Here is a 23,570-nt window from a genome sequence, read left to right as displayed (position 1 = left end):
CGCTCGCTAGTAAAGGGACCTGTTGGATCGATGCACCAGCACGGGAATTGTCGAGTGCGTCAGCACCTTCTGCGTCTCGCTGCCGAGCAAAAAGCCGCTGACGCCGCGGCGCCCGTGCGACGCCATGAAAATCAGGTCGCAGCCGTTCTGACTGGCCGCTTCGATGATGGCGTCATAGGGTTCTTCACTGACCAGCGCCAGCTTGCCGTACTCAATTCCCGCGTTCTCGGCAATCTTTCCGGCAGCATCCAGAATGTCATTGGCGGTGCTGAGCATCTTTTCGCGAAACATGGCGAAGGTGTGCGTATCGAAGATGGCCCCGGTGCCGTAGTACATCTTGGGGGCCGGCTGTACGGCACAGAAAAAGGTGATGCGCGCTCCGGCTTCCCTGGCGAACGAGACGGCGCGGGTGACGGCCTCCAGGGAGAGCGGCGAACCGTCGGTTGGAACAAGGATGTGCTTGAACATGGGAATTCTCCTCAATGCCCGCCGGCTGATGGGTCCACCACCCGGGTCGGCTTTGGTGCGATCCAGATAACTGAGGCGGCGATGAAGAAGGCGATGCCGATGGCCCACATCAGTTGGTTGGTGGCCAGCATGACGCTCTGGCCGGTAATCAGGTAGTCGATGACCTGATTCACCGCATCGGTGGGGGCGCCCGAGGTTGCCAGCATTGTCCGCACGCTCTGGTCGCTATCGGCAAGCCCCACCAGTTCGGCATGGTTGCGGGTAATCTGGTCGGCCCAGGTGGTGGTCACAATGGAGGTGGCAAAGGCGCCGGACAGGGTTCGCAGGAAGTTCATCAGCCCGGCGGCGGAGTCCATCTCGCGCTCTTCAACGCTCGCCAGCGCCAAGCCGGTCGTCGGGATGAAGAAGAACGGCAGGCCGAATCCCAGAATCACCAGGGGAACGGCAATATTCCAGAACGTCATATCAGTAGTAGCTACGGTGCGCCATAGGGTAACGATTCCGAGCCAGATAACGCCGCCGAACACCAGTTTTCGGGCGTCAATCTTTGTCGTCAACTGCGCCACCAGCGGAGCGATGAAAAATGCAGTAAGCCCCGTTCCGCAAGTTGCCAGGCCTGCTTTCGTTGCGGTGTACCCCATTAAATTTTGCAGCCAGAGCGGTGTCAGGACGTTAACCCCGAAGAAGGCGGCAAACGCCAGGCTGATGGTCAGCACGGAGGCGGTAAACCCGCGATGGCGGAACACCTTGAGGTCGACTACCGGATGTTCCTCATAAAGTTCCCAGATAATGAAGGCGGCAAAGGCGATGGCCGCGATAATCGCCAGGGTGACGATCTTGCCGGAGGCAAACCAGTCGAGGTCCTTCCCTTCGTCCAGCATCAGTTGCAGTGCCGCCACCCAGATGATGAGCAGCACCAGGCCGACCCGGTCGATTGGGTTGCGGACCAGGGGTTCGCTATAGCGCTTCAGCAGTTGCCAGGCGGAGAATCCGCCAAGAAACGCAATCGGCAGGTTGATGTAGAAAATCCATGACCAGCTGTATTCATCGCAAAAATAGCCGCCCAGAATAGGGCCGACCACCGGTGCCACGAGGGTCGTCATCGACCAGACGCCGAGGGCCGCGGCTGCTTTTTCCTTGGGGAAAATCCGCATCAGCAGGGTTTGCGACAACGGCATCAGCGGGCCGCCGGAAAAGCCCTGAAAGATGCGAGCGATAACCAGCAGCCCGAGCGAACTGGACAGGCCCGAGACGAGGGAAAATGCGCCGAAGAGCACCATCGCCCCGACAAAGACCCGCACCGAGCCGTAACGGGCTGACAGCCAGCCGGTGAGCGGCACGGTGATGGCCTCGCCGACCGCGTAGGAGGTAATGACCCAGGTGCCTTGGCTGACGGTCGCCCCCAGGCTGCCGGCGATGTTCGGTACCGCCACGTTGGCGATCGTCATGTTGAGCACCGCGATGAAGTTGGCTGCCGCAAGGATGATTGCCGCAAGCCAGAGCATGCCGCCGGTAAGCGGCGCGTCGCTGGTGTGGTTAGGGTCATGGCTCATTGTGCTGTTCTCCATTCGGCGGGTGTAGCTCAAAATAGTCGGCTCGTCGCCCCTGCCGCAGGGGCATGCCTCTACTTGCCGCGGGTATCGATTTCGGCAGTCATGGACAGGCCGACCTTGAGCGGATTCTTCAGCAGTTCAGTCGGGTCGAGCCTGACGCGTACCGGCAGGCGCTGGACAACCTTGATCCAGTTGCCGGTGGCGTTCTGGGCCGGGATGGCGGAGAAGGCTGCGCCCGTGCCGCCCGAAAAACCTTCGACGGTGCCGTGGTAGGTCACCGACTTGCCGTAAATGTCGGCATGGAGGGTGACCGGTTGACCGACGCGGACCTTCTTGAGCTGCACTTCCTTGAAGTTGGCGTCGACATGCATTTCCTGCACGGGCACCACCGCGAGCAGGGGGGTGCCGGCCTGGACGCGCTGGCCGACCTGGACCTGACGTTTGGCGATGATGCCGGCCACCGGGGCCCGTATCACGGTCCGCTCCAGATCGACTGCCGCCTGGTCGCGGCGAGCCCGGGCCAGCGCCACTTCGGGGTTGGTGTCCACGGTCGTGCCGTTAATCAGCACGGCGTTGGCTTGGCGGGAGCTGACGGCGGTGCTGTGGTTGGCCTTGGCCTGGGCAATGGCGGCGCGAATGGCATCCAGATTGGCCTTGGCAGCGGCAAAGGCATTTTGGGCCCGGGTGAGTTCATCGCCGGATACCGAGCCGGATGTCGATAACGCGGCGCGGCGTTGCAGGTCAATCTGTGCCCGGTCGAAATCCGCTTCCGCCGAACGGAGTTGGGCCGCCGCCCGTTGCTCGTCGGCTTCCCGGGCTGTGATCTGGGCATTCAGGCTGCCGTCATTGGCCATAAACCCTTTGACGCGGCGGATTGCCCGCCCCAGATCGGCTTCCGCCTGGGCAAGGGCGAGCCTGGCGTCGGTCTGGTCGATCCTGACCAGAATGTCCCCCTTCCTGACCGTCTGGGTGTCGGTCACCGGCACTTCGCTGATGGTCCCACCGACCGACGGGGTCACCTGGGCAACCTCGACCGCCGTGTAGGCATTATCGGTGGCGACAAAGTTCGAGCCGTACAGCAGCCCGTATGCCGTGGCACTTGCTGCCGAGATAACGACAACTGCGGCCAGGGCGATGAGCAGTTTCTTGCGGCGATTTGTTGTGGAGACGTCGGTGGGAATCGATTTGGCAGTTTCAGACATGTCGGCATCCTTCACAGTGTTAGATTTTTGTGTGCTGGTATCCGCCGCCAAGGGCGCGCTGCAAGGCGACATCGAGGGTCAGTGCCCTGGATTTGAGGCCGGCGAGGAGCCGCTGGTTGTTCAGCAGGATGTCTTCCGCGTACAGGACTTCGATAAAGTTGGCGAGTCCCCCTTCGTAACGGTTGCGCGTCACCCGATGGGCCTCGGCTGCCTCCGCGACCGCTTCTTCGCCTTTCGCCAGTTGCCCGGCTAGCGCCTTGATGCTGAGGGCGGCATTGGCAACGTCCTCCAGGGCGTGGGTAACCGTTGCGTTGTAATTGGCGACCAGCTCGTCATAGCTCGCCGCCCGTTCGCGAAGTTCGCCCCGCAGGCGGCCGGCAGTGAAAATCGGCAGCGATACGGCCGGTCCGATCCCGCCGATATCCGAGCCGGCCCTGGTCAGCATGTCCAGCCCCAGCGACTGCACACCGATAAAGGCGACCAGGTTGACGTTGGGATAGAACTCGGCTTTCTTCTGGTCGATCCGGTGCCGCTGGGCTTCGGCCATGAGGCGCGCCATGGTCACGTCAGGGCGGCGGCCGAGAAGGTTGGCCGCCAGTTCCGCCGGCAGCCCGAAACTGCTGTCGAGATTGACCGTTGGCCGGCGGATGGCACGTGCCCGGTCCGGACCGGCACCGGCCAGGGCCGCCAGGCGGTTGCAGGTCAGGCCGATCTGCTCGTCGATGGAGAGCAGGTCGGCCTCTGCTCCGGCCAGTCGCGCTTTGGCCGCACTGACGCTCCCCTGGGTTTCCATGCCGTTGGCGAATCGTTCCGCAAAAAGTTCAACCGTCTTGCCGCGGATCGCCACCGTCCGGGCGGCGGTATCCCGTAACGCGTAGAGCCTGGCCAAATCCGCGTAATTCATGGCAATGGCCGCCGCGATGTTCAGCCGCACCAGCGCTGCCTCGGCGCGGCTCGCCTCCCGTTGCGAGGTGGCTGCCGCCAACCCCGCCCGGTTCTTGCCCCAGAAATCGATCTCCCAATTCAGGTTGATCGTCCCCAGCCCGTAATCCTGCCAGCCGTCGGATGCCGGGGAGCGGGGAATCAGGTGGTGGTAGCTGATCTTCTGCTCTGTCACCGAAGCGTTGGCGCTTACCTGCGGCATCAGCGCGGATCTGGATACCGTGACGTATGCTTCGGCCCGGCGCAGGCGTGCCGCGGCCGCGGCCATGTCCGGCGAATCGCGCAGTGCCTCGTCAATCAATGTGACCAGCTGTGGATCGCCATAGGACTGCCACCAGCGTTCAGCCGGCCAATTGCCGACAGGGGCTGCAAATGATGCGGTGGTCCGATAGGCGGCGGAAGGTTTCATGCTGGCGAGCCGGCCGGTTGCGGGAAGCATGGCGCAACCGCCAAGACCGGTCGCCACGAGTAACGCGATGGTGATAACCAGCCGTTTTGGCGGCGCGGCGGACGGCAGGGATTCAAGGATCATTCTCTCAGCTCTCCCATGATTTCAATTGTAAACTGTACCGTACGGTACAGCATGCGGAAGGTAATGTCAAGCGATGTAAACTTTCAGGCCTCCCAGGGTGATCCATGGCCTTGTCCGCCGATACTGTCGGGTCTCGCGCAGAATTCCGGCGACATTGCCCTAATTTAGTGCTACTTGATAAGAGCTTTACCGGTTGGGCTCCGGAATCAAGACCACGAGGTCGCCGCCCGGCCGACGCAGTGCGGGTGATTACCCCCGGCGCCGTCAATTCCCACCAGCGAAAGAGAGCCAGTCATGGATTTATCCCCCCTTGTCGTTCGCCGCTCCCCGGAGGAGCAGACCAATCTTGAGGCGCTGTTTGTCGATATTTTTGAACATCGCTTCCGGTTTAATGAAGTTATCGGCTTTCGCGCGGAGTCGTTTGCTGCCGAAGCGGCCGGTTTGTCATTCGACATGCGTCCGGAGCTGATCGGCAGTTATCTCCATAGCCGCCTTCATGGCGGGGTGATTGCCACGGCGCTGGATACGGTCGCCGGTTTTGCGCTGGCGGCGGCCGTTGCCGAAAAATATTCCCATGAGCCGGCGGAGCAGATCGTGGCGCGGTTCGGTCGCTTCGGCACCATCGATTTGCGGGTGGATTACCTGCGCCAGGGGATCGGCCGCAGCTTCCATGCCCGCGCGAAAGTCGTGCGGCTGGGCGGGCGGATCGCCTCGGTGCAGATGGAGTTGAAAAACGACGCCGACCAGTTGATTGCCACCGGCACCGGTTCCTACATCCTGAGCTGACCCCTCGTCCTGGGGCAAAAAATAGCCCCCCTCGCTCCCCGGATCGTTAACCGTATGATATTATTCTAACGTTTGACGAATTCGTGCGCTTCCCCCTCTCCGCATGATCCGCCGCCTCCTTCGCGCACCTGCCACGAAAGGAGCTGCCCCATGGAATTCTTCGTCTGCCCCTGCCCGGCGACCGGCAACGTGATCCTCGATGGTGTCGACCAAGGCCCCAACAAGGATAGCGCCGGCGTCCTCCAGCCCAAGCAGTGCAGCGCCGGCCGCCATACCGTCTCGCTGCGCTGCCCGGCCGGGAAAAACTGCACTCCGTCCCAGGTTGCCGTGGTGATCAGGGATACCGACCCGATTGCGCCCCAGGAGGTGGCGTTCCAATGCGTATGACGAGCTACGGGGTGAAACTGTGCTGCGCGGTGGCGGCGCTGCTTGCCGGCGGCTGCGCCCACTATCCGGACAACCCTCGCCTGGCGGCCATTGCCCCGGCCGGCGGCTACCGTTACAGCGTCGTCCGCCCGCCGCCGCAGGCCGACAAACCCTTCGTGCTGCTGGCGTTTTCCGGCGGCGGCACCCGCGCCGCGGCCTTTTCCTTCGGCCTCATGGAGGCGCTGAAGACGGTCGAGTACCAGGGGACGGACGGTGCGAAACACCGGCTCCTCGACGATGTGGAGATTATCTCGTCGGTCTCCGGCGGGAGCTTCACCTCCGCCTATTACGCGCTCTTTCCCGACCGCTTCTTCGCCGATTTCCCGTCGCGGTTCCTCTACCGCGACATCCAGGGGGGGCTGTTCTGGCGCCTCTTCAACCCCTACAACTGGTGGCGCCTCGCCTCGCCGGACTTCAGCCGGATCGACATGGCGGCCGAGTATTACAACGAGACGATCTTCGGCGGCAAGACCTTCGCTGACCTGGTCGCCACCCCGCCGGGGCGGGTCCCCTTCCTGGTGCTGAATGCCACCGACATCAGCATCGCCCACCGCTTCGAGTTCACCCAGGACCAGTTCGATCTCCTCTGTTCGGATCTCGCCGGGGTCGCCGTCTCCCGGGCGGTGGCCGCTTCTTCCGACTTCCCGGTCGCCTTTGCCCCGCTCACCCTCGATATCTACCAGGAGCCGTGCGGCAAGCTTCCCGACTGGATCGACCTCGCCCTCGACCGGGAGGCCAACCCGAAGCGCCGCGTTGCCGAGGCGATGGCCGCCAAGTCGTACCGCGACCCCGATCGCCGCTACGCCCACCTCCTCGACGGCGGCCTGTCGGACAACCTGGGACTCCGGGGGCCGTTCCAGGCGGTCACCAGCACCGACAGCCCGTGGAGCATCCTTCGCTATGCCAACCTCAAGCAATTGGGGCGGCTGCTGGTGATCGCGGCCAATGCCAAGACCACCAAGCAGCGGCAGTGGGACGAGCGGAGCGCGCCGCCGGGGATCGGCGCCGTGCTCGACGTGGTTACGAGCGGGCCGATGGACGACGTCTCCTTCGACAGCGTCGAGATGATCGACGGCCATTTCCAGCAGATGCAGCAGCTCGCCCGGACGGTCGACTCGTGTAACAAGCGCCTCGGCCAGTACTGCCCCGCGGCCCCGCCAGTCGTCAATCCGCTCATGACCGATTTCACTTTTGCCGAGCTGACCTTCGACGACATCCCCGAGCCGCGCCTCCGCCGCTGCCTGCAGGAGCTGCCGACCTCGTTCTCGCTGCCGGCCGCCACCGTCGACCTGCTCCGGGCGGCCGCCGGCTACCTGCTGATGCGCTCGGCCGAATTCGTCGTCGGCATGCAGCGGCTCGACCCGGCGTGGCAGCCGCACCCGGTCACCATCGACGGCCAGCTGGTCGACGCAGTCTGCGGGGCGGCGCCGGGGGATTGAGGGCGGCGGCGCTCCGCTGCCGGGAAGAAAGCCGCCCCTCTTCTGGTATAGTAGTGAGTATTCCGTGCCGAAACCGGGAAGAGGATTTGCGATGGGCTTCGCCGACAACCGAGTACTGCTCCCGTTTCCCGCGCCGCTGGACATGACCGGTTCGCTCGGCTTCCTCGGCCGCAACGGCGACGATTACCTGGATCGCTGGGACGGCGAGCGTTGGCTGCGGACCCTGGCGGCGGGGTCGCGGCATATCCCGTTTTGCTGCCGGGTGGCGGGGACGACGGCCGCGCCGTGCCTGGAGATTCGGGTCGCGGCGGCGGCGGACCTGGCGCCGGTGCGGGAGGCGGCGAGCCGGAGCTTTATCCCGGCCGGTCGCGGCTTCGGCGCGCTCGTGCGCCGCGATCCGGCGCTGGCCCGGCTGAACCGGCGGTTCCCCGGTATCCGCCAAGTCCGGCAGTTCGACCTTTTCTACGGCCTCGTGCGCGCCATCAGCGCCCAGCAGGTCAACCTGCGCTGGGCTGCTACCGTCCGGCGCCGGCTGGCCGAAACGCACGGCGAGAAATTATCGGTGGGGGACGATTTCGTCTACGCGCTCCGGCCGGAGGTCGTGGCCGCGCTGCGGGTGGCGGATCTGCGCGCTTTGCAGTTCACCACCCGCAAGGCGGAGTCGATCCTGGCGGTGGCCGAGGCCCTGGCCGGCGGGGCGCTCAGCCCGGAACGCCTGGCGACGATGCCGGATGCCGCCGCCATGCGGGCGCTTACCGCCTTGCGCGGCATCGGTCCCTGGAGTGCCGAATGGATTCTGGTCCGCTGCCTGGGGCGACCGCGGCTGGTGGCTGGCGACCTGGCGGTGAAGAAAGGGGTGGCGATCGTCTACCTGGGGCAGGAGACGGCCACCGAGGAGGAGGTCCGGCGCACCGTCGCCCACTGGGGCACCGAGGCGACGACGGCCCAGGCGATCCTGCTCCATGCCTATGGGCTCAAGGCGCTGGCGGCCGGGCCGGCCTGACGGGCATGCCCGGCGTGATTCCGCTTGCCGAAGCCACCTTACGGGAGGATACCCGATGTACATCGAACAGACGCCGGTCACCGGCCGGGAAGACGAAAACCTGCTCACCCCGCAACTGCGGGCGCTCTCCCGCTTTTACCGGGCGCTCAACAGCCGCGACCTGGCGCTGATGGCCCAGAACTGGGCCCCGGGCGACCAGGCGGCGATGGACAATCCGCTCGGCGGGATCAGGCGCTGCTGGGAGGAGATCCGCACCGTCTACGAACGGCTCTTCGCCGGTGCTGGCGAGTACCGGTTCGAATTCTACGATTACAGCTATCACGAGGCGGGCGAACTCTTCTACGTGGTGGGGCGGGAACGGGGCGAGTACCGGGCGGGGGAAACGGTGCTGGCGCTGGCGATCCGGACAACCCGGCTTTTCCGGCTGCTCGACGGCCAGTGGCGCCAGGTGCACCATCACGGCTCGATCGACGACCCGGCGCTTTTGACGGCCTACCAGCAGGCGGTCCGGCCGGCCTGAGCCGCGCCCGGAATATTTCGACGGAGGTTTTAATGGCGCGGCGACACTTCAAACTCTTCGATGCCCATCTCCATATCATCGACCGGTGCTTCCCGCTGGTCGCCAACAACGGCTACCTGCCGGACGCATTCACCGCTGCCGACTACCTGGCCCGGATGGCGGGCTACACCCTTGCCGGCGGCGCGGTGGTCTCCGGCTCGTTCCAGGCTTTCGACCAACAGTACCTGGTGGCGGCCCTCAGGCAACTCGGCCCGACCTTCGTCGGGGTGACCCAGCTGCCGGCGACGGTGACCGATGCCGAGCTGCTCGACCTCGACCGGGTCGGGGTTCGGGCGGTTCGCTTCAACCTCAAGCGCGGCGGTTCCGAGGAGGTCGGCCAGCTTGACCGGATGGCGCGGCGGGTCTACGACCTGGTGGGGTGGCATGTGGAATTGTACGTCGATTCGCGGGAGCTGGCGGGACTGGCGGCGACCCTGGCAGCGCTGCCGGCGGTGAGTATCGATCACCTCGGGCTTGCCCGGGACGGTTTCGGCGCCCTCCTCAGGCTGGCCGAGCAGGGGGTGCGGGTCAAGGCGACCGGCTTCGGCCGGGTCGATTTCGACGTCCGGACGGCGCTGCGGGAGCTCGATGCCGCCAACCCCGAGGCGTTGCTGTTTGGCACCGATCTCCCCTCCACCCGGGCGCCGCGCCCCTATGCCGACGACGATTTCACTCTCGTCGTCGACACCCTCGGCGAAGAGCGGGCCCGGCAGGTGTTCTACGACAACGCCGCCCGTTTCTACGCCGGGCCGGCCCGTTCCTCAACCATATCCCCGTAAATTTTCGACAAATAGGTCCACTATTTGCGCTCAATTTCCGGAAATCTGTTCTCGACCGACCGTTTTTTCCCTGCGATTCCCTCAGCCCGGCAGACCCCCTAGCGGCGGTCGTCGGGGGTGTACCAGCGGCCGCGGTAATGCTCCCGGTCTTCCCGGAAGGCGCGGTATTCCGTGTCGCGGTGGTGGCGGATCTCCTCGGCGCGGAACCGGCGCAGCCCCGGCGGCAGCTCCCGTCCCCGCACTCGCACCCACGGCCCGTTGTAATAGGGGGCGCCGTACCAGAAGCGGCCGTCGCGGAGGAAGTAGCGGCCGTCGAGATAGATCAGGTTGTAGGGGGTCTCCACCGCGACGTAGAAACCGAGCGTTGGGGCGAAGATGAAGCGGGGGGCGCGGCGGAAGGCGACCCGCGGCGGGACGACGGCCACGGCCGCCGGCGGCGCGGCGACGACCATTGCCGGCGGGTTGATGTTGACGCTGATCGAGGTGCCGGCATGGGCCGCGGCAACCGGCAGGCTCCCCAGGCAGATGGTGGTGGCAAGCAGTTTTTTCAACATGGTTGGTTCCTTTCCGGCTGTTCCGCTCCCGGCGATGCGATGGGCGGAGAAGAGGGGGGCGGCCGTCGGCCGCCCCTCCGGTGCTTGGGCGGTGATGTTCAGCTGGCTGCCGGTTGCGCGGCCATTTACCAGCCACCGCGGCGGTGGTGGCCTCTTTCCGGGCCTCCCATCAGGTCGCGGAGTTTGGCCGCTTCCTGCTGCTGCGCCGGGGTCAGCAGGGCAAAAATCTGCTGCCGCAGTTTGGCGTGGGCGATGACCAGGTCGGCTCGCACTCCGGCCTGGCTGGCGAGGAGCGAGCGGGCCGCCGCCTCGTTGAAGGTCGCCGGCTGCAGGGCCTGGCGGAGGTCCTTGCGCCCCTCGGCGAGCTGCTTGTGGAGCGGGGCGGTGCTTTGCCGTTCCGCCTCGACCAGCGCCTTGATCCGGCTCTGCTGGTCGGCGGTCAGGTCGAGGGCCTTGGCCCACTTGGCCATGAAGTCGTGGCCGTGTTTGCGACAGTTCATCTGCCGCGGGGCGTCGGTGGCGGCGTCGGGTGTCGAGGCGAAGGCACCGCCGGCGAGGCTGGCGCCGATCAGGGTGGCGGTCATGGCAATCACTGCTGCTTTCCGTTTCATCTGGTGGTCTCCTTTTTTCGGGTGAAGCCGGTCCCGAGCGGACCGGGTTGGTCAATAGCCCGCCGGCGGTGGCGTATTCGGTGGCGGGTAAGCGCTGCCAGTCGGCGGATTGGCGCTTTCCGGTGCCGGATAGCTCCAGTCCGGCGGCGGTGGCGGCGGGATGAACCGCCGGCTCCGGGGGGTCCGGCCGCTGGCGCCGGGAATCTGGTTCCCCTTGGCGTACATGCACTGCTCGTAGGCGATGTCGTAGCGGCGCTGGGCCTCCCAGCCGGAGACCTGGTCAGCATTGGCGCCGGCGGCCGTGCCGAGCAGCAGCCCGGTGCCGGCGCCGATGGCCGCGCCGGCGCCGGCGTGGCCGGAAGCGGCGCCAAGGGCCGCGCCGAGGCCGGCGCCGAGAACCGTGCCGACCACCGAGCCGGTGGCGGTATTCCGGTTGGCATCGTCCGGGCTGGCCATGCCGAGCCGCTGGCCGGCCCATTGCCGGCAGAGGGCGTCGTCGGTCTGGAACTGGGTGAAGGTTTTGCCGGAGCCGGGCATTACCGCCACGCTCGGCCCGGACGGCATGGTGGCGCAGCCGCCGAGCGCCAGCGCCAGCACGAGTGACCAGCGGCGGTATGATGCTTTTCTCATGATGTCACTCCTCCTGATCTGGCGGGGTCGTCTTCGGCACCACCTTCAGCCAGCCGCCGGGGCACTGTTTCACATAGGGGTAGTATCCCGGCGGCTCCTGGCAGTAATACCAGTAATTCTGCTCTTCCTGCTCCCGGGGCGCCGGCTCCACGTAGACCGGTGGCGGTTGCTGCTGGACGATGACCGGTGGCGCGTAGTAGGGGTAAGGCGCCCCCCACCAGGGGCCCCAGCCCGGCCCGATCCAGATGCGGCCGCGAACGTGGGCCTGGCTGGTCAGGGTCGTGGCGAGCAGCAGTCCGATGGCCGCCAGAAGAATCAGCGAGCTCCTTTTCATAACGGGTATCCTCCTTCCTGACCTCGAATCCGGCCGCCGCTCCGGCGACCGCTTACTGGCGATAAACGGTCGGCGGCCGATCCGGTTGACCGGGAAAAATGCCACCAGCGCACCGGTCGATGAAACAAGCATAACCACCGGGCATGTAAGTGTGGGTAAAGAGTCTGTAAGGTTTTGTGAAGCCCTTTTCCTTTGATTCCCCTCTGCTATACTTCATCCTATCCGGTTCGACGGCAACTATTGACAGGAGGTGCGCCATGGGAAATACTGCCGAAACGATGGCCTGTCCCTCGTGCGGGAGCGGAACGGCCGAACTGAGAGCTGAAGGGTTCTATTGCGGGTCCTGCCAGGCGATTGTCGCCGAGCGTCCGGCCACCGTCCACCACGAACACTTCCCCCACCTGGGCCGGGCCGAGGGCGGGGCCCAGGTGGAACGGGCCGTGCACCACGAGGGGTTTCCTCATGTGGTCACCGACCAGGAGGAACCCTGAACGGCGCCCACCATTATTGATGACGAAAGGATTGCCTCGTGTCCCACAAACCCCTTGCCGCCGGCAAGAGCAGTTTCGATCTGATTGACAGTGAGCGGTTGTTTGCCGAACTTGATCTGCAGGAAGATATGGTCCTCCTCGACGTGGCCTGCGGCCGCGGCGCCTACGCCCTGGCCGCCGCCGAGCGGCTCGGCCCGGCGGCGAAGATTTACGCGGTGGACCTCTGGCGGGAGGGGATCGAGGCGTTGCGGGAGGCGGGCGAGTCCCGCGGGCTGCGGAGCATCGAGGCGGCGGTGGCCGATGTCGGCAAGAAGCTGCCGGTGCCCGATGCCGCCGTGGACCTTTGTCTGCTGGCGACGGTGCTCCACGATTTCATCCAGGAGCGGGTGGACGACCGGGCGCTGCGGGAAGTCGAGCGGGTGCTGAAGCCGGCAGGGGTGCTGGCGGTAGTGGAATTCAAGAAGATCGACGGGCCGCCCGGCCCGCCGGTCGCCATCCGGCTGGCGCCGGCCGAGCTGGAGGAGCGGCTGCGGCCCCACTCCTTCCGGCTGACCCGGACCGTGGAGCTCGGCCCCTATAACTACCTGTCGCTGTTCGTCAGGGGGTGAGCGCCGGCCCGGCCGGTATTTTATGTCTTATGGAGGAGAGATGATCAGCGTTATTGCCTCGATCCGGGTGAAGCCCGGCTGCCGGGAGGAATTCCTCTCGGTGCTCAAGGCGAATGTGCCGACGGTCCGGGCGGAGTCGGGGTGCTTCGACTATCTGCCGACGGTCGATATCGACGCCGGCCTCGCCGCCCAGGAGCTGGACGGCGCGCTGGTGACGCTCATCGAGCGCTGGGAGAGCGTCGCCGCACTCCAGGCCCATCTGGCGACGCCACACATGCTGGCCTACCGCGAGCGGGTCAAGGAGCTGGTGGCCGGGGTGTCGCTCAAGGTCTTGCAGGAGGCGTGATGAAGCCGGAACCGGTCCAGCCGTTCCCGCACCTGTCGCCGGCCGACCTTATCCACCGGCTCGGTGCGGGGCGGCCGCTTTTTCTCGTCGACGTGCTGCCGCGGGAGCATTTTGCTGCCGTTCATCTGCCGAACGCTGGGAATGCCTGCATTTTCGAGGTGACCTTTCTTGACCAGGTCCGGGCGATCACCGACGATCCGGCGGCGGAGATCGTCCTCTACGGTGCCGGTGCCGCCACCCTCGACGCCCTGACGGCAGCGGAAAAGCTCGACCGGGCCGGCTACCGCAATCTGGCGATCCTGCTCGGCGGCCTGGAGGCATGGTGCGGCGCCGGTCAGTCGCTGGCGGGAGAGGAGGGCGCCGCCAGCGGCGATCCCGGCACCATGCTGGCGCTCGCCGACGGCCGCTACCGGATCGATCCGCAGCGAAGCACCGTCGAGTGGGCAGGTCGCAACGTCAATTCCCGCCATCACGGTTTCGTCGGGATCAGCCGCGGCGAGATCGCCGTCAGCGACGGGACGATCACCGGCAGCTGCGAGCTCGACATGACCTCGATCCGCAACGTCGACCTCGACGGGAGCGAGTGGCAGCCGGTGCTGCACGCCCACCTGAATTCCGACGATTTTTTCTTCACCAGCCTCTTTCCCCGGGCCCGCTTCAGCATCCTCGGTTCCAGCATGGTCGCCGAGCCGTTCGTTACCGTCCCCAACTACCAGCTGCACGGCATCCTCGAACTGCGCGGCGTCAAGGCCGAGCAGAGCTTCTGGGCGACGGTCGCCCGGACCGCCGACGGCACCCTGGTGGCCGAGGCCCACTTCGACCTCGACCGGACCCGCTGGAACGTCAACTACGGCTCAGCCCGCTTTTTCGAACACCTCGGCATGCACGCCGTCTTCGAGCCGATCAGCATCCAGCTGCGCATCGTCGCTGCCTGAGCCCCGGCAGCCGCGTACAAACACTTGCCTGGCGCCGCCGGTTCGGGTAGCCTGAAGGAGTTCGGGCGCTGCCCGTCACCTTGCCGGCGAAAGGATCTGTCATGATGCGCTCCCTGCTGGATTACCGGCTGCTGCTGCCGCTGGCGCTGCTGCTCGGTTTCGCTCCCTTTTACCCCGAACCCCACCTGGTGGAAAAGTCCCGGCTGCTGCTGAACGGCGATCTGCACCGGCCGATCGATATCTTCGACCTCTGCTGGCACGCCTGGCCGCTGGCGCTGCTCGGTTTCCGCGTCGGGCGCGACTTCGGCCGCCGGGTTGCCCGGAGGACGCCATGAACAAACGGGGCACGGGCGATACCCCGCTGGTCTGGTCGTCGGAGCTGGGCCGGGTCTGTCCCGGCTGCGGCAAGGCGGTGGCCGCCTGCAGCTGCCGCAAGGGAGCGGCGCGTCCCGCCGGCGACGGCATCGTCCGGGTCCGGCGCGAGAGCAAGGGGCGGGGCGGCAAGACGGTGACGGTGGTCCTCGGGGTGCCGCTGGACGACGCTGCGCTCAAGACACTGGCCGGCGATCTGAAGCGACGCTGCGGCACCGGCGGCACGGTCAAGGACGGGGTTATCGAAATCCAGGGCGATTTCGCCGAACTGCTGGTGGCCGAGCTGGGCAAGCGCGGCTACCAGGCGAAGCGGGCCGGCGGATGAGCGGCCGGGAGAACGGGGCGCCGTATCGGATCGGTATCGACCTCGGCGGGAGCAAGATCGAGGCGCTGCTTCTGGCGCCGGACGGCGGGGAGTGCGAGCGCCGACGGATCGTCTCGCCGGCCGGCAGCGGCTACCGGCCGGTGCTCGAGGCGACCGCCGGGCTGGTCGCCGGGCTGGCGGCGTCGGTGCCGGTAGGGGCGCCGTACCGCGTCGGCGTCGGTATCCCCGGCTCCCTCGACCGGGTCAGCGGCCTGGTGCGGAACGCCAACTCCACGTGCCTGATCGGCCAGCCGCTGCAGCGGGACCTGGAGGGGCTCCTCGGCCGGTCGGTGGGGGTGCGCAACGACGCCGACTGTTTTGCCATGGCCGAATGCCGCCAGGGGGCGGGGCGGGGGTACGGCCTGGTGTTCGGGGTGATCATCGGGACCGGTTGCGGCGGCGGGCTCTGCATCGCCGGCGAGGTCCGCGAGGGGCCGCACCGGATTGCCGGCGAGTGGGGGCACTTTGCCGTCGACCCCGCCGGCGCGCCGTGTTATTGCGGCAACCGGGGGTGCGTGGAGACCAAGATCAGCGGCTCGGGGGTGGAGCGGGCCTTTGCCGCCGCCTACGGCGAGCGGCTCACCATGGCGGCGATCGTCGCCGGGGCCCGGGCCGGCGAACCCCGCTGCGCGGCGACCTTCACCCGCTTTCTCGACGATTTCGGCCGTTGCCTCGGCGGGCTGATCTCGATTCTCGATCCCGACGCGGTAGTGCTGGGGGGCGGTCTGTCGCAGATCGACGAACTCTACACGGCCGGGGTGGAACGGGTGCGCCACTACGCCTTCCACGATGCGCTGCGGACCCCGATCCTGAAAAACGAGCTGGGGGACGCGGCGGGGGTGTTCGGCGCGGCCTGGATCGGCCGGTGAAGGCAACAACGTAACGACGGAAGGAAGGATTAAGATGACAGTGCGGCGACTCTGCGTTTTTTGCGGTTCCAGCATGGGGAACCTGGCCGATTACCGGGCAGCGGCGGCGGAGCTGGGAGAGTTCCTGGCCCGGCGGGAGATCGGCGTCGTCTACGGCGGCGCCAGCGTCGGCCTGATGGGGACGGTGGCCGACAGCGCCCTGGCGGCGGGGGGCGAGGTGATCGGGGTGATCCCCCGGCTCTTGCAGGAGAAAGAGCTGGCCCATCCGGGGCTGACGGCACTGCACGTGGTCGATACCATGCACCAGCGGAAAGCGCTGATGGCCGAGCTGTGCGACGGCTTCATCGCCCTGCCGGGGGGGATGGGGACTTTCGAGGAGTTCTTCGAGGTGCTGACCTGGGGGCAGCTCGGTATGCACTGCAAACCGTGCGGCCTGCTCAACGTGGCGGGGTATTACGACCGCCTGCTCGCCTTCGTCGACCAGGCGGTGGTCGAAGGGTTCGTCCGGCGGGAACAGCGGGGGATGCTCCTGGCTGCCCATCGGCCGGCGGAGCTGCTGGCGCTGTTTGCCGCCTACCGCTCGCCGACGGTGGAAAAGGTGCTCAAGCCGGCCCAGGTCTGAGGCCGGCGCTCAACCCCGCTTCGCCCGGCGCGCCAGGGACTCGTCCCGGAGTTGCCGCTCTTCGTCGTCGCGGGGCTCCCACTGCGGCACCGGGGTCGGCCGCCCCGTCTCGTCGAGGGCGACCATGGTGAAAAAACCGCGCGCCGCCAGCTGGCTCTCGCCGGTGAAGACGTTCTCCGCCTCGACGGTGACCGCCAGCTCGAGGGAGGTCCGGCCGGTACAGACGATCCGCGCCCGCACCTTGACCACCTCGCCGACCCGCACCGGGCGGAGGAAGGCGATGCCCTCGGCGCCGGCGGTGACCACTTCCTGCCGGACATGGCGCCAGGCGATCACCGCCGCCGCTTTGTCCATCAGGCTCATCAGCACCCCGCCGAAGATGTCGCCGGCCGGGTTGGTATCCTTCGGCAGCAGGGTATCGATCAGGGTCCAGCGGCATGCCTGCTCTTCTCCAACCTTTTCCATTCCGTCCTCCCCGGTTACTTGCTGGCGAGAAAACTCCTGATCCCGGTCAGGATGATCTGGGCGGCGATCGCCGCCAGCATCAGCCCGGTCAGCTTACTGAGAATGACGATCCCCCGCTTGCCGATCACGTGCTCGATCGAGGCCGCCGAGGCGAGGAGGCCGCCGATGCAGAGGATGGCGGCGGCCAGCGCCGCGCAGCCGATCACCATCTGCCACGCCCCCTGCAGTTCGGCCCCCATTACCAGCAGGGCGCCGGTGGTGGCCGGGCCGACGGTGACCGGGATCGCCAGCGGTACCACTGCGATATCATGTTCCCCTTCGCCGGCGGTTACCGCCACGTTCCCCTGGACCATTTGCACCGCCGAGAGGAAGAGCAGGGCGCCGGCGCCGATCCGGAACGAGTCGATAGTGATGCCGAAGAGGGAGAAGAGGTGGTTGCCGAAGAAATAGAGGGTGAAGCAGGTGACCAGCACGGCGCCGGTCACCTTCAGGGCGAGGCGCCGTCGCTCCCGCGGCGTCAGCTCCTTGGTCATCGACAGGAAGACCGACATGACGAAGAACGGCGTCAGCAGGAAGAAGAACTTCAGCCAGACAGCGATGAAAAAGTTGAGATAGATTGTCATGGAACTCCGTTCGGGCAAAAAGGCAAAGGTCGTTACGCTGCCGTATTGCGCCCTTTCCCTCGATGGGAGAGGGGCAGGGTGGCATCGATGCCGGTCAGAGAATCCGGTTGAGGAAGCTCTGGACCCGCTCGTTGTTCATCCCGGCGGCGAAGAATTCGCCGGGGGTCCCCTCCGCCAGGAAGTTCCCCCCCTCCATGAAGATGACCCGGTCGGCCAGCTCCCGGGCGAAGCCCATGTGGTGAGTGACGATGATCATCGTCATCCCTTCGTCGGCCAGGGCGTGGATGGTATCGAAGACCTCCCCCACCAGCTCGGGGTCGAGCGCCGAGGTCGGCTCGTCGAAGAGCATCAGCTTCGGCCGCATGGCGATGGCGCGGGCGATGGCCACCCGCTGCTTCTGGCCGCCGGAGAGGGTTGCCGGGTAGACGTCGCGCTTGTCGGTCAGTCCGACCTTGGCGAGCATCGCCAGGGCGATCTCCCGGGCCTCGGCGCGGCTCTTCCGCTGGACGGTCAGCGGCCCCTCCATGACGTTGCCGAGTACCGTCAGGTGGGGGAAGAGGTGAAAGTGCTGGAAGACCATGCCGATCTCGGCCCGCAGGGCGCAGATGACCTGCTGCTTGTCCAGGTGGAGCTTGCCGTGGCGGTGGTGGTAGCCGACCTCCTGCCCCTCGAAGCGGATCGTCCCCTCGTCGATCTCTTCGAGGAAGTTGATCGAGCGGAGCAGGGTCGATTTCCCCGAGCCGGAGGGGCCGATGATGACCAGCTTCTCGCCGGGCTGGACGGCCAGGTTCACCCCGTTGACCGCGGTGAGCCCCTTGAAGCGTTTGGTGATGCCGGTAAGTTCGATGAGCGGCGCGCTAACGGTGTTCATAGATCCCTGCCCGATACTCGATCTTCTCGAAGATGAAGGTGAAGACGGTGGTGAAGGCGAGGTAGATCAGCGCTGCCAGCACCAGTGCGGTCACGTTGAAGTAGGTGTTGAACAGCTGATCGGCCGAGCGCATCAGCTCCACCATGGCGATGGTCGACACCAGGGCGGTGTCTTTGATCAGGGCGATGAATTCGTTGCCGATCGGCGGCATCAGCCGCTTGTAGGTCTGGGGGATGATCACCCGGCGCATCGCTTGGCCGTAGGTCATGCCGAGCGCCTTGGCCGCTTCGGTCTGCCCCCGGTCGATGCTCTGGATGGCGCCGCGGATGATCTCGCCCAGGTAGGCGGAGTAGTTGAGACCGAGGCCGATGACCGCCGCCGTCAGCGGCTTGAGGGTGATGCCGAAGGCGGGGAGGCCGTAGTAGATGAAGAAGAGCTGCAACAGGAGCGGCGTGCCGCGGAACAGCCAGATGACGAACCAGCAAAGCGCCGACAGCGGCCGGAAGGTGCTGATTCGGCCGAGGGCTATCAACAGTCCGCCGAGGGGGGAGACCAGCATGGTGCAGAGGACCAGCAGCAGGGTCATCATCGCCCCCTTGAGCAGGCGGGGGAGGAAGCGGAGGCTGTCCTTGAGGAAGGCCACCCAGCGCGGTTCCTGCACCTCCTGCACCGAGGCGACGAAGTTCTTCGCCTCGCTGTTGTCCGGGTAGCGGGCCAGCACTTCGCGGGCCGCGGCGAGGGCATCGCGGTAATCCTTTTCGGCGAACTGGAGCCGGCCGATCTGCATTCGGCTCCGGACGAAGGCGTCGCCTTCTTCGCCGGGGCCCGGCGGCGGCACCTGCTTCAGTACCGTGATCGCAGCGTCGAGGTTCCCCTGGCCCATCAGGTCGTTGGCCTGGCGGAACAGCTGGTCGTAGTTCGCCGGCCCGGCCAGCGCCGGCACGGCCGTCATCCACAAAAAAAGCAGGGCCGTGGCGACCCTGCTGAGCAACATTCTCATCGTTGGTCCTTGATCCTGTCGGCGACAGGCGAAGGGCCGCGGAGCCCTTCGCCGCCGGCCTGCTACCATTTCTTCGGATTGGTGATGTCTTCGGCGAACCACTTGCGGGAAATCTTCGCCATGGTGCCGTCCTTGACCATCTGGTCGAGGGTCTTCTGGACCTTGGCGCGGAGCGCCTTGTCTTCCTTGCGGAAAGCGACGCCGAACGGCTCTTTGCTGATGAAGCCGGGGAGGATCTTGAACTGGCCGGGGCGCTTGGCGATGAAATCGCGGCCGGTGACGTTGTCGATCACCACCACGTCGATCCGCCCGGCCTCCAGGTCGAGGAGCGCCTTCGGATTGTCTTCATACTCTTTCAGCTCGGTCGGGGCGGTCGGCAGCTTCTTGACAGCGCTCAGCGCCGAGGAGCCCTTCTGGGCGCCGACCTTGACGTTCTTCAGATCCTTGATCCCCTTGAAGCGCTTTTCGGTGAAGCGGACGATCGCCACCTGGCCGTCCATGACGTACGGCTTGGTGAAGGCGACTTCCTTGGCCCGCTCGGGGGTGATGGTCATCCCGTTCCAGATGCAGTCGAACTTCTTGGCGTTGAGCGAATGGATCACGCCGTCCCAGGCGGTCGGTTGCCACTCGATGGTGATGCCGAGCCGTTTACCGACCGTCTCGGCGGCGTCGACGTCGAAGCCGATCAGTTTGCCGTTGGCGTCGCGGTAGCCCATCGGCGGGAAGGCGTCATCGAGACCGATGACCAGTTTCCCGGCGGCCTTGACCCGGTTCCAGGAAGAGTCGGCGGCAAAGGCGGTTGCGGTGAGCGCCACGAGCAGGGCACAGGTGAACAGCAGAGTCAGTTTTTTCACGTTCGGCACCTCGTTAGAAAGAATTTAACACCATGGAACAACTATTTAGCATTGCCGAACGCGGATTATTGCAGAAAAACGGGGGGGCGTCAAGCCTTCGGCGTCAGGCGATCCGGTAGCCGCCGTCAACGGTCATCACCGTGCCGGTGACGTAGCCGTTTTTCATCAGCGACATTACCGCCTGTGCGGCGTCTTCGGCGCGGCCGACCCGCCGGGCGGGCACCCGCTCCGCCACCATCTCGAAGAGCGCCTTCCGGTCGTGGGGCGTCATCCCCTCGTAGGCGGGGGTGTCGATCAGTCCCGGGGAGACGGTGTTGATCCGGAGCGGCGCCAGTTCCACCGCCAGCGCCCGGCAGAGCGCTTCGACGGCGCCGTTGATCGCGGCATAGGTCGACATCCCGGCTACCGGCCGGGCGGCGGCGACCCCCGAAAAGAGGGTGATCGAGCCCCCTTCGCGTACCCACGGCGCGCCGTACTTGACGGCGAAGTACTGTCCCCAGAACTTGCTGGCGAAGACCCCCTGGACGGTGGCGGTGTCGAGGTCGAAAAACGGCCCGGTGGCGCCGGTGGCCGCGGTGACCGCCAGGTGATCGAAATCGCCCACTTCGGCAAAGAAGTTCTTCAGCTGCTCTTCCCGGGTGACGTCGACGACCCGGGTCGTTACCTCGCCGTCGATCTCGTCGGCCGCCCGGCCCAGCTTTTCTTCCGAGCGGCTGGCGATCAGTACCGCCGCCCCCTCGGCGACCGCCGCCCGGGCGGTGGCGAGCCCCATCCCCGAACTGCCGCCGATAATCACTACGGTTGTTCCGGCCAGTTTCATCGTCTGCTCCTTTCTCCGAAGGCGGGCGCCGGATCAGCGGCCGGGGTCGCGCCTCTCGCTCAGAAATGCTCTTCGGCGTCGCCGACGGCCTTTGCCGGCCGGTGGCCGCGCCTGCTGCGGCGATCCCACGGATCGGCCTGCCAGTTGTCGCTGCGGCGGTGGTCGGCGAGCCACGGCGGGATGGTGATCAGCAGCCGGCGGCCGAGGGCCAGCAGGTACGGCTCGTAGAGCCGGCGCAGCTCCGCCAGTTCCCGATCGGCGTCGCTCCCCCGCCGCAGTTGCAGCCCCGCCGCCGCCAGTTCGTCCCGCAGCCGGGCCAGTCGCTCCGCCGGCAGACGGTCCGGTTCCCCCTCCCGCGGCGTGACGCGGAAGACCACCGAAAGATCGGCCATGGCGTGGCGGGCCATGGCGAAGGTCAGCCGGGCCTGGCGCTGGCAGGCCCCTTCCAGGCCGACCATCACCAGCGCCGTGGCGTCGAGGACCGCGGTCAGGGCGGCCAGCCACGACTGGTTGTCGTGCTGGGAGCGGAAATAGGCCAGCACCGGATAGGAGAGGTGGCTTTCGAGGAATTCGGCCGCCCACCCCTCCCATTCGTGGAACAGGTGCTGGAGCGCCTGCAGACCCTGCTCACCGGCATGGCGGCGGAGCAGCTCGGCGGCGGTGGGGGGGGAACCGGCCCGGGCGTCGAGCAGCGAAATGCTCACCTCCCGGCGGGAGAACGACTGGTTGAGCGCCGGCAGGTAACTGATGATCATCGCCAGGAAGGCAAAGCCCATCCCCGCCTCGGTGACGGTCAGCGTCCGGGCCAGGGTGGTGCGCGGGGTGACGTCGCCGAGCCCGAGGGTGAAAAAGGTCGTGCCGCTCAGGTAGAGATCGCTGAAGAACCCCGAACTGCCGTCGCTGCCGACGATGGCCGAACCGTTGGCCCAGTAGATCAGCGCGAAACCGGCGATCAGCGTCACCGCCCAGACGGTGATCAGCAGGAAGAGCGACAGCGGGCCGAAGTAGCTCAGGTAGGTTTCCCGGTCACGGGCCGGCGCCAGCCGGCGCACTGCCGTCGTCCAGGGAAGCCAAGTCAGCCGGTAGAAGAGCCGGGTCAGGCGAAAGCGGCGGGTCACCCGCCGGGGGAGAATGATCGTTTCGAACCCTTCCCAGAGAACCAGCAGTACCAGCGCTGTCCCGACGATGGCCGCCACGATGGTCACGGCGCCTCCCTGAAGTTGCTGCGGGGCGGCACGTCAGCGCACCCGCACTTTCGGCACTACCGACATGCCGGGGCGGAGGAGGTGCTCCCGGTCCTGGCCGCGGGCAAACCTGATCCGGACCGGAATTCGCTGTACCACCTTGACGTAGTTGCCGGTGGCGTTCTCCGGGGGGAAAAGGCTGAAGCGGGCACCGCTGGCGCCGCCGATGCTTTCCACAAAGCCGTCGTAGGTCCGGTCGTAGGCATCGACGGAAATCCGGACCCGTTGTCCCGGCCGAAGCCGCCGCAGCTGGTTTTCCTTGAAATTGGCGGTGACCCAGATATCGTCGGTCGGCACCAGGACGAGCAGTACCTGCCCCGGCTCGACGTTTTGCCCCACCTCCGCCGATTTACGGCCGACGATGCCGTCGACCGGGGCAGTTATCGTGGTGTAACGGAGATTGAGCTCCGCCTGCTCCAGGGCGGCCTTGGCCCGCTGGGCGGTCGCTACGGCAGCGGTGGCCCGCGAACGGGAAACGGTCACCTGCTGCGGGGCGGTCTGGGCCGTCCGCAGCTCGGCCCGGGCCTGGGCGAGCCGGTCGCCGGCCTGGGTCACTTCCTGGCGGGCCACGTTGGCGGTGGCCCGGGCGGCATCGACGGCCGCCGCTGCCGACTTGGCCGCCGCCAGCGTCTGGTCGAACTGTTGATGGGAGATGACGTCCCGGCTGACGAGCGGCCGGTAGCGGGTCAGGTCGGCCTGGGCTCGGGCGTCCTTTGCCTCGGCCTCGCGGAGCTGCGCTTCGGCTGCCGCCAGCCGTTTCTCTGCTGCGGTCACCCCCGCCCGGGCGTTGTCGACCTGGGCGCCGGCGGTGGCCAGTCGGCCGGCGCTGCTGACCGCAGTGATCGGTACGGCGGCCAGGGCGGCGGTGGCTTCGGCCGCAGCAGTGGCATAGTCGGCCCGCGCCCGGTCACGGGCGACCCGGTAATCGGTCGGGTCGATCTCCACCAGCACCGTTCCCGCCTTGACGAACTGGTTGTCCTCGACGTTCACCCTGATGACGTGACCGGAGACCCGGGCGCTGATCGGATTGAGATGGCCGTCCACCTGGGCATCGTCCGTGCTCGCCCAGTGGCTCGAATACCACCAGAAGACGGCGCTGGCCAGGATCAGGGCCGTTGCCACGATCGCCAGGGCGATCCGCGCCCGGCGTTGCAGCCGCGGCCGGGGCGCCGGCGCCGCATTGTCGGTGCCGTTCGGCGGCACCGGTTGCCTGTCTTTCGTCTCCTGGTCCATGGCCCTCCGCCCGTCAGGGTGCTCTGCCGCCTTGC

30 protein-coding genes are annotated in these 23,570 nt (G+C 66.6%); 14 read left to right on the top strand and 16 right to left on the bottom strand.

Going from position 1 to position 23,570, the window contains the following annotated elements:
* Positions 1 to 6: 6 nt before the first annotated feature.
* From QMN23_RS15060 to QMN23_RS15045, 4 genes are all read right to left on the bottom strand, one after another.
* Positions 7 to 468, bottom strand: coding sequence for a universal stress protein (locus tag QMN23_RS15060; RefSeq protein ID WP_282000154.1), 462 nt, complete (start codon positions 466 to 468; stop codon positions 7 to 9).
* Positions 469 to 479: 11 nt separating this feature from the next.
* The gene (locus tag QMN23_RS15055; protein WP_282000153.1) at positions 480 to 2,021 is read right to left on the bottom strand and encodes a DHA2 family efflux MFS transporter permease subunit; all 1,542 of its coding nucleotides are present in this window, start codon (positions 2,019 to 2,021) and stop codon (positions 480 to 482) included.
* 71 nt (positions 2,022 to 2,092) lie between these two features.
* A complete protein-coding gene (locus tag QMN23_RS15050; protein ID WP_282000152.1) occupies positions 2,093 to 3,223 on the bottom strand; it encodes an HlyD family secretion protein in 1,131 nt (376 codons plus the stop codon).
* A gap of 19 nt (positions 3,224 to 3,242) precedes the next feature.
* Positions 3,243 to 4,697 carry an efflux transporter outer membrane subunit gene (locus tag QMN23_RS15045; protein ID WP_282000151.1) on the bottom strand — a complete coding sequence of 485 codons (1,455 nt, stop codon included), beginning with the start codon at positions 4,695 to 4,697 and terminating at the stop codon, positions 3,243 to 3,245.
* A 294-nt stretch (positions 4,698 to 4,991) separates the two neighbouring features.
* On the opposite strand from QMN23_RS15045, the gene QMN23_RS15040 reads away from it, so the two are divergent.
* From QMN23_RS15040 to QMN23_RS15015, 6 genes are all read left to right on the top strand, one after another.
* Positions 4,992 to 5,483: a thioesterase family protein gene (locus QMN23_RS15040; protein ID WP_282000150.1), complete on the top strand. Its 492-nt coding sequence runs from the start codon at positions 4,992 to 4,994 to the stop codon at positions 5,481 to 5,483.
* Positions 5,484 to 5,633: 150 nt separating this feature from the next.
* Complete coding sequence (locus tag QMN23_RS15035) at positions 5,634 to 5,870, top strand: hypothetical protein (RefSeq protein ID WP_282000149.1); 237 nt, start codon at positions 5,634 to 5,636, stop codon at positions 5,868 to 5,870.
* Positions 5,861 to 7,348, top strand: coding sequence for a patatin-like phospholipase family protein (locus QMN23_RS15030; protein ID WP_282000148.1), 1,488 nt, complete (start codon positions 5,861 to 5,863; stop codon positions 7,346 to 7,348). Before QMN23_RS15035 ends, QMN23_RS15030 begins: the two co-directional genes overlap by 10 nt.
* Positions 7,349 to 7,439: 91 nt before the next feature.
* Entirely contained in the window at positions 7,440 to 8,351 is a 912-nt protein-coding gene (locus QMN23_RS15025) for a DNA-3-methyladenine glycosylase family protein (RefSeq protein WP_282000147.1), read from the top strand.
* A 55-nt stretch (positions 8,352 to 8,406) separates the two neighbouring features.
* A complete protein-coding gene (locus QMN23_RS15020; RefSeq protein WP_282000146.1) occupies positions 8,407 to 8,871 on the top strand; it encodes a YybH family protein in 465 nt (154 codons plus the stop codon).
* A gap of 32 nt (positions 8,872 to 8,903) precedes the next feature.
* Positions 8,904 to 9,689 (top strand): amidohydrolase family protein, encoded by a 786-nt coding sequence (locus QMN23_RS15015; RefSeq protein ID WP_282000145.1) that lies wholly within the window; start codon positions 8,904 to 8,906, stop codon positions 9,687 to 9,689.
* A 98-nt stretch (positions 9,690 to 9,787) separates the two neighbouring features.
* Here QMN23_RS15015 and QMN23_RS15010 read toward each other — a convergent pair whose 3' ends face one another.
* The 4 genes from QMN23_RS15010 to QMN23_RS14995 all read right to left on the bottom strand — a co-directional run bounded on the left by QMN23_RS15010 (position 9,788) and on the right by QMN23_RS14995 (position 11,818).
* The gene (locus QMN23_RS15010) at positions 9,788 to 10,243 is read right to left on the bottom strand and encodes a hypothetical protein (protein ID WP_282000144.1); all 456 of its coding nucleotides are present in this window, start codon (positions 10,241 to 10,243) and stop codon (positions 9,788 to 9,790) included.
* A gap of 125 nt (positions 10,244 to 10,368) precedes the next feature.
* Positions 10,369 to 10,854: a Spy/CpxP family protein refolding chaperone gene (locus QMN23_RS15005; RefSeq protein ID WP_282000143.1), complete on the bottom strand. Its 486-nt coding sequence runs from the start codon at positions 10,852 to 10,854 to the stop codon at positions 10,369 to 10,371.
* A 51-nt stretch (positions 10,855 to 10,905) separates the two neighbouring features.
* Positions 10,906 to 11,484 (bottom strand): glycine zipper family protein, encoded by a 579-nt coding sequence (locus tag QMN23_RS15000; protein WP_282000142.1) that lies wholly within the window; start codon positions 11,482 to 11,484, stop codon positions 10,906 to 10,908.
* Positions 11,485 to 11,488: 4 nt separating this feature from the next.
* Positions 11,489 to 11,818, bottom strand: coding sequence for a hypothetical protein (locus QMN23_RS14995; protein WP_282000141.1), 330 nt, complete (start codon positions 11,816 to 11,818; stop codon positions 11,489 to 11,491).
* A gap of 257 nt (positions 11,819 to 12,075) precedes the next feature.
* Between QMN23_RS14995 and QMN23_RS14990 the strand changes: the two genes are divergently transcribed.
* From QMN23_RS14990 to QMN23_RS14955, 8 genes are all read left to right on the top strand, one after another.
* Positions 12,076 to 12,309 (top strand): hypothetical protein, encoded by a 234-nt coding sequence (locus QMN23_RS14990; protein WP_282000140.1) that lies wholly within the window; start codon positions 12,076 to 12,078, stop codon positions 12,307 to 12,309.
* 38 nt (positions 12,310 to 12,347) lie between these two features.
* Positions 12,348 to 12,917 carry a class I SAM-dependent methyltransferase gene (locus tag QMN23_RS14985; RefSeq protein WP_282000139.1) on the top strand — a complete coding sequence of 190 codons (570 nt, stop codon included), beginning with the start codon at positions 12,348 to 12,350 and terminating at the stop codon, positions 12,915 to 12,917.
* A 40-nt stretch (positions 12,918 to 12,957) separates the two neighbouring features.
* A complete protein-coding gene (locus QMN23_RS14980) occupies positions 12,958 to 13,263 on the top strand; it encodes a putative quinol monooxygenase (protein WP_282000138.1) in 306 nt (101 codons plus the stop codon).
* A complete protein-coding gene (locus QMN23_RS14975; RefSeq protein ID WP_282000137.1) occupies positions 13,263 to 14,198 on the top strand; it encodes a YceI family protein in 936 nt (311 codons plus the stop codon). The genes QMN23_RS14980 and QMN23_RS14975 overlap by 1 nt, the downstream gene beginning before the upstream one ends.
* A 101-nt stretch (positions 14,199 to 14,299) precedes the next feature.
* Entirely contained in the window at positions 14,300 to 14,533 is a 234-nt protein-coding gene (locus QMN23_RS14970) for a hypothetical protein (protein WP_282000136.1), read from the top strand.
* Positions 14,530 to 14,895 carry a translation initiation factor Sui1 gene (locus QMN23_RS14965; protein WP_282000135.1) on the top strand — a complete coding sequence of 122 codons (366 nt, stop codon included), beginning with the start codon at positions 14,530 to 14,532 and terminating at the stop codon, positions 14,893 to 14,895. The genes QMN23_RS14970 and QMN23_RS14965 overlap by 4 nt, the downstream gene beginning before the upstream one ends.
* Positions 14,892 to 15,803, top strand: a complete 912-nt coding sequence (locus tag QMN23_RS14960) for an ROK family protein (RefSeq protein ID WP_282000134.1) — start codon at positions 14,892 to 14,894, stop codon at positions 15,801 to 15,803. The genes QMN23_RS14965 and QMN23_RS14960 overlap by 4 nt, the downstream gene beginning before the upstream one ends.
* 34 nt (positions 15,804 to 15,837) lie before the next feature.
* Positions 15,838 to 16,425 carry a TIGR00730 family Rossman fold protein gene (locus QMN23_RS14955; RefSeq protein WP_282000133.1) on the top strand — a complete coding sequence of 196 codons (588 nt, stop codon included), beginning with the start codon at positions 15,838 to 15,840 and terminating at the stop codon, positions 16,423 to 16,425.
* 9 nt (positions 16,426 to 16,434) lie between these two features.
* On the opposite strand, the gene QMN23_RS14950 is transcribed toward QMN23_RS14955, so the two are convergent.
* The 8 genes from QMN23_RS14950 to QMN23_RS14915 form a co-directional block, all read right to left on the bottom strand.
* A complete protein-coding gene (locus tag QMN23_RS14950) occupies positions 16,435 to 16,890 on the bottom strand; it encodes an acyl-CoA thioesterase (protein ID WP_282000132.1) in 456 nt (151 codons plus the stop codon).
* A 14-nt stretch (positions 16,891 to 16,904) separates the two neighbouring features.
* Positions 16,905 to 17,513, bottom strand: coding sequence for a MarC family protein (locus tag QMN23_RS14945; protein WP_282000131.1), 609 nt, complete (start codon positions 17,511 to 17,513; stop codon positions 16,905 to 16,907).
* A gap of 94 nt (positions 17,514 to 17,607) precedes the next feature.
* Positions 17,608 to 18,384, bottom strand: coding sequence for an amino acid ABC transporter ATP-binding protein (locus QMN23_RS14940; protein ID WP_282000130.1), 777 nt, complete (start codon positions 18,382 to 18,384; stop codon positions 17,608 to 17,610).
* Complete coding sequence (locus QMN23_RS14935) at positions 18,371 to 19,384, bottom strand: ABC transporter permease subunit (protein WP_282000129.1); 1,014 nt, start codon at positions 19,382 to 19,384, stop codon at positions 18,371 to 18,373. The genes QMN23_RS14940 and QMN23_RS14935 overlap by 14 nt, the downstream gene beginning before the upstream one ends.
* A 62-nt stretch (positions 19,385 to 19,446) precedes the next feature.
* Entirely contained in the window at positions 19,447 to 20,238 is a 792-nt protein-coding gene (locus QMN23_RS14930; protein WP_282000128.1) for an amino acid ABC transporter substrate-binding protein, read from the bottom strand.
* 103 nt (positions 20,239 to 20,341) lie between these two features.
* Positions 20,342 to 21,058 (bottom strand): SDR family oxidoreductase, encoded by a 717-nt coding sequence (locus tag QMN23_RS14925; protein ID WP_282000127.1) that lies wholly within the window; start codon positions 21,056 to 21,058, stop codon positions 20,342 to 20,344.
* 59 nt (positions 21,059 to 21,117) lie between these two features.
* Complete coding sequence (locus QMN23_RS14920) at positions 21,118 to 22,263, bottom strand: potassium channel family protein (protein WP_282000126.1); 1,146 nt, start codon at positions 22,261 to 22,263, stop codon at positions 21,118 to 21,120.
* A 33-nt stretch (positions 22,264 to 22,296) separates the two neighbouring features.
* Positions 22,297 to 23,535 carry an HlyD family secretion protein gene (locus tag QMN23_RS14915; RefSeq protein WP_282000125.1) on the bottom strand — a complete coding sequence of 413 codons (1,239 nt, stop codon included), beginning with the start codon at positions 23,533 to 23,535 and terminating at the stop codon, positions 22,297 to 22,299.
* Positions 23,536 to 23,570 lie beyond the last annotated feature (35 nt).

The sequence above is a fragment of the Geotalea uraniireducens genome (genome assembly GCF_027943965.1).
GTDB lineage: Bacteria > Desulfobacterota > Desulfuromonadia > Geobacterales > Geobacteraceae > Geobacter > Geobacter uraniireducens.
The sequence above is the reverse complement of the archived record's forward strand: the minus strand, read 5'-3'. Positions and strand labels throughout refer to the sequence as shown.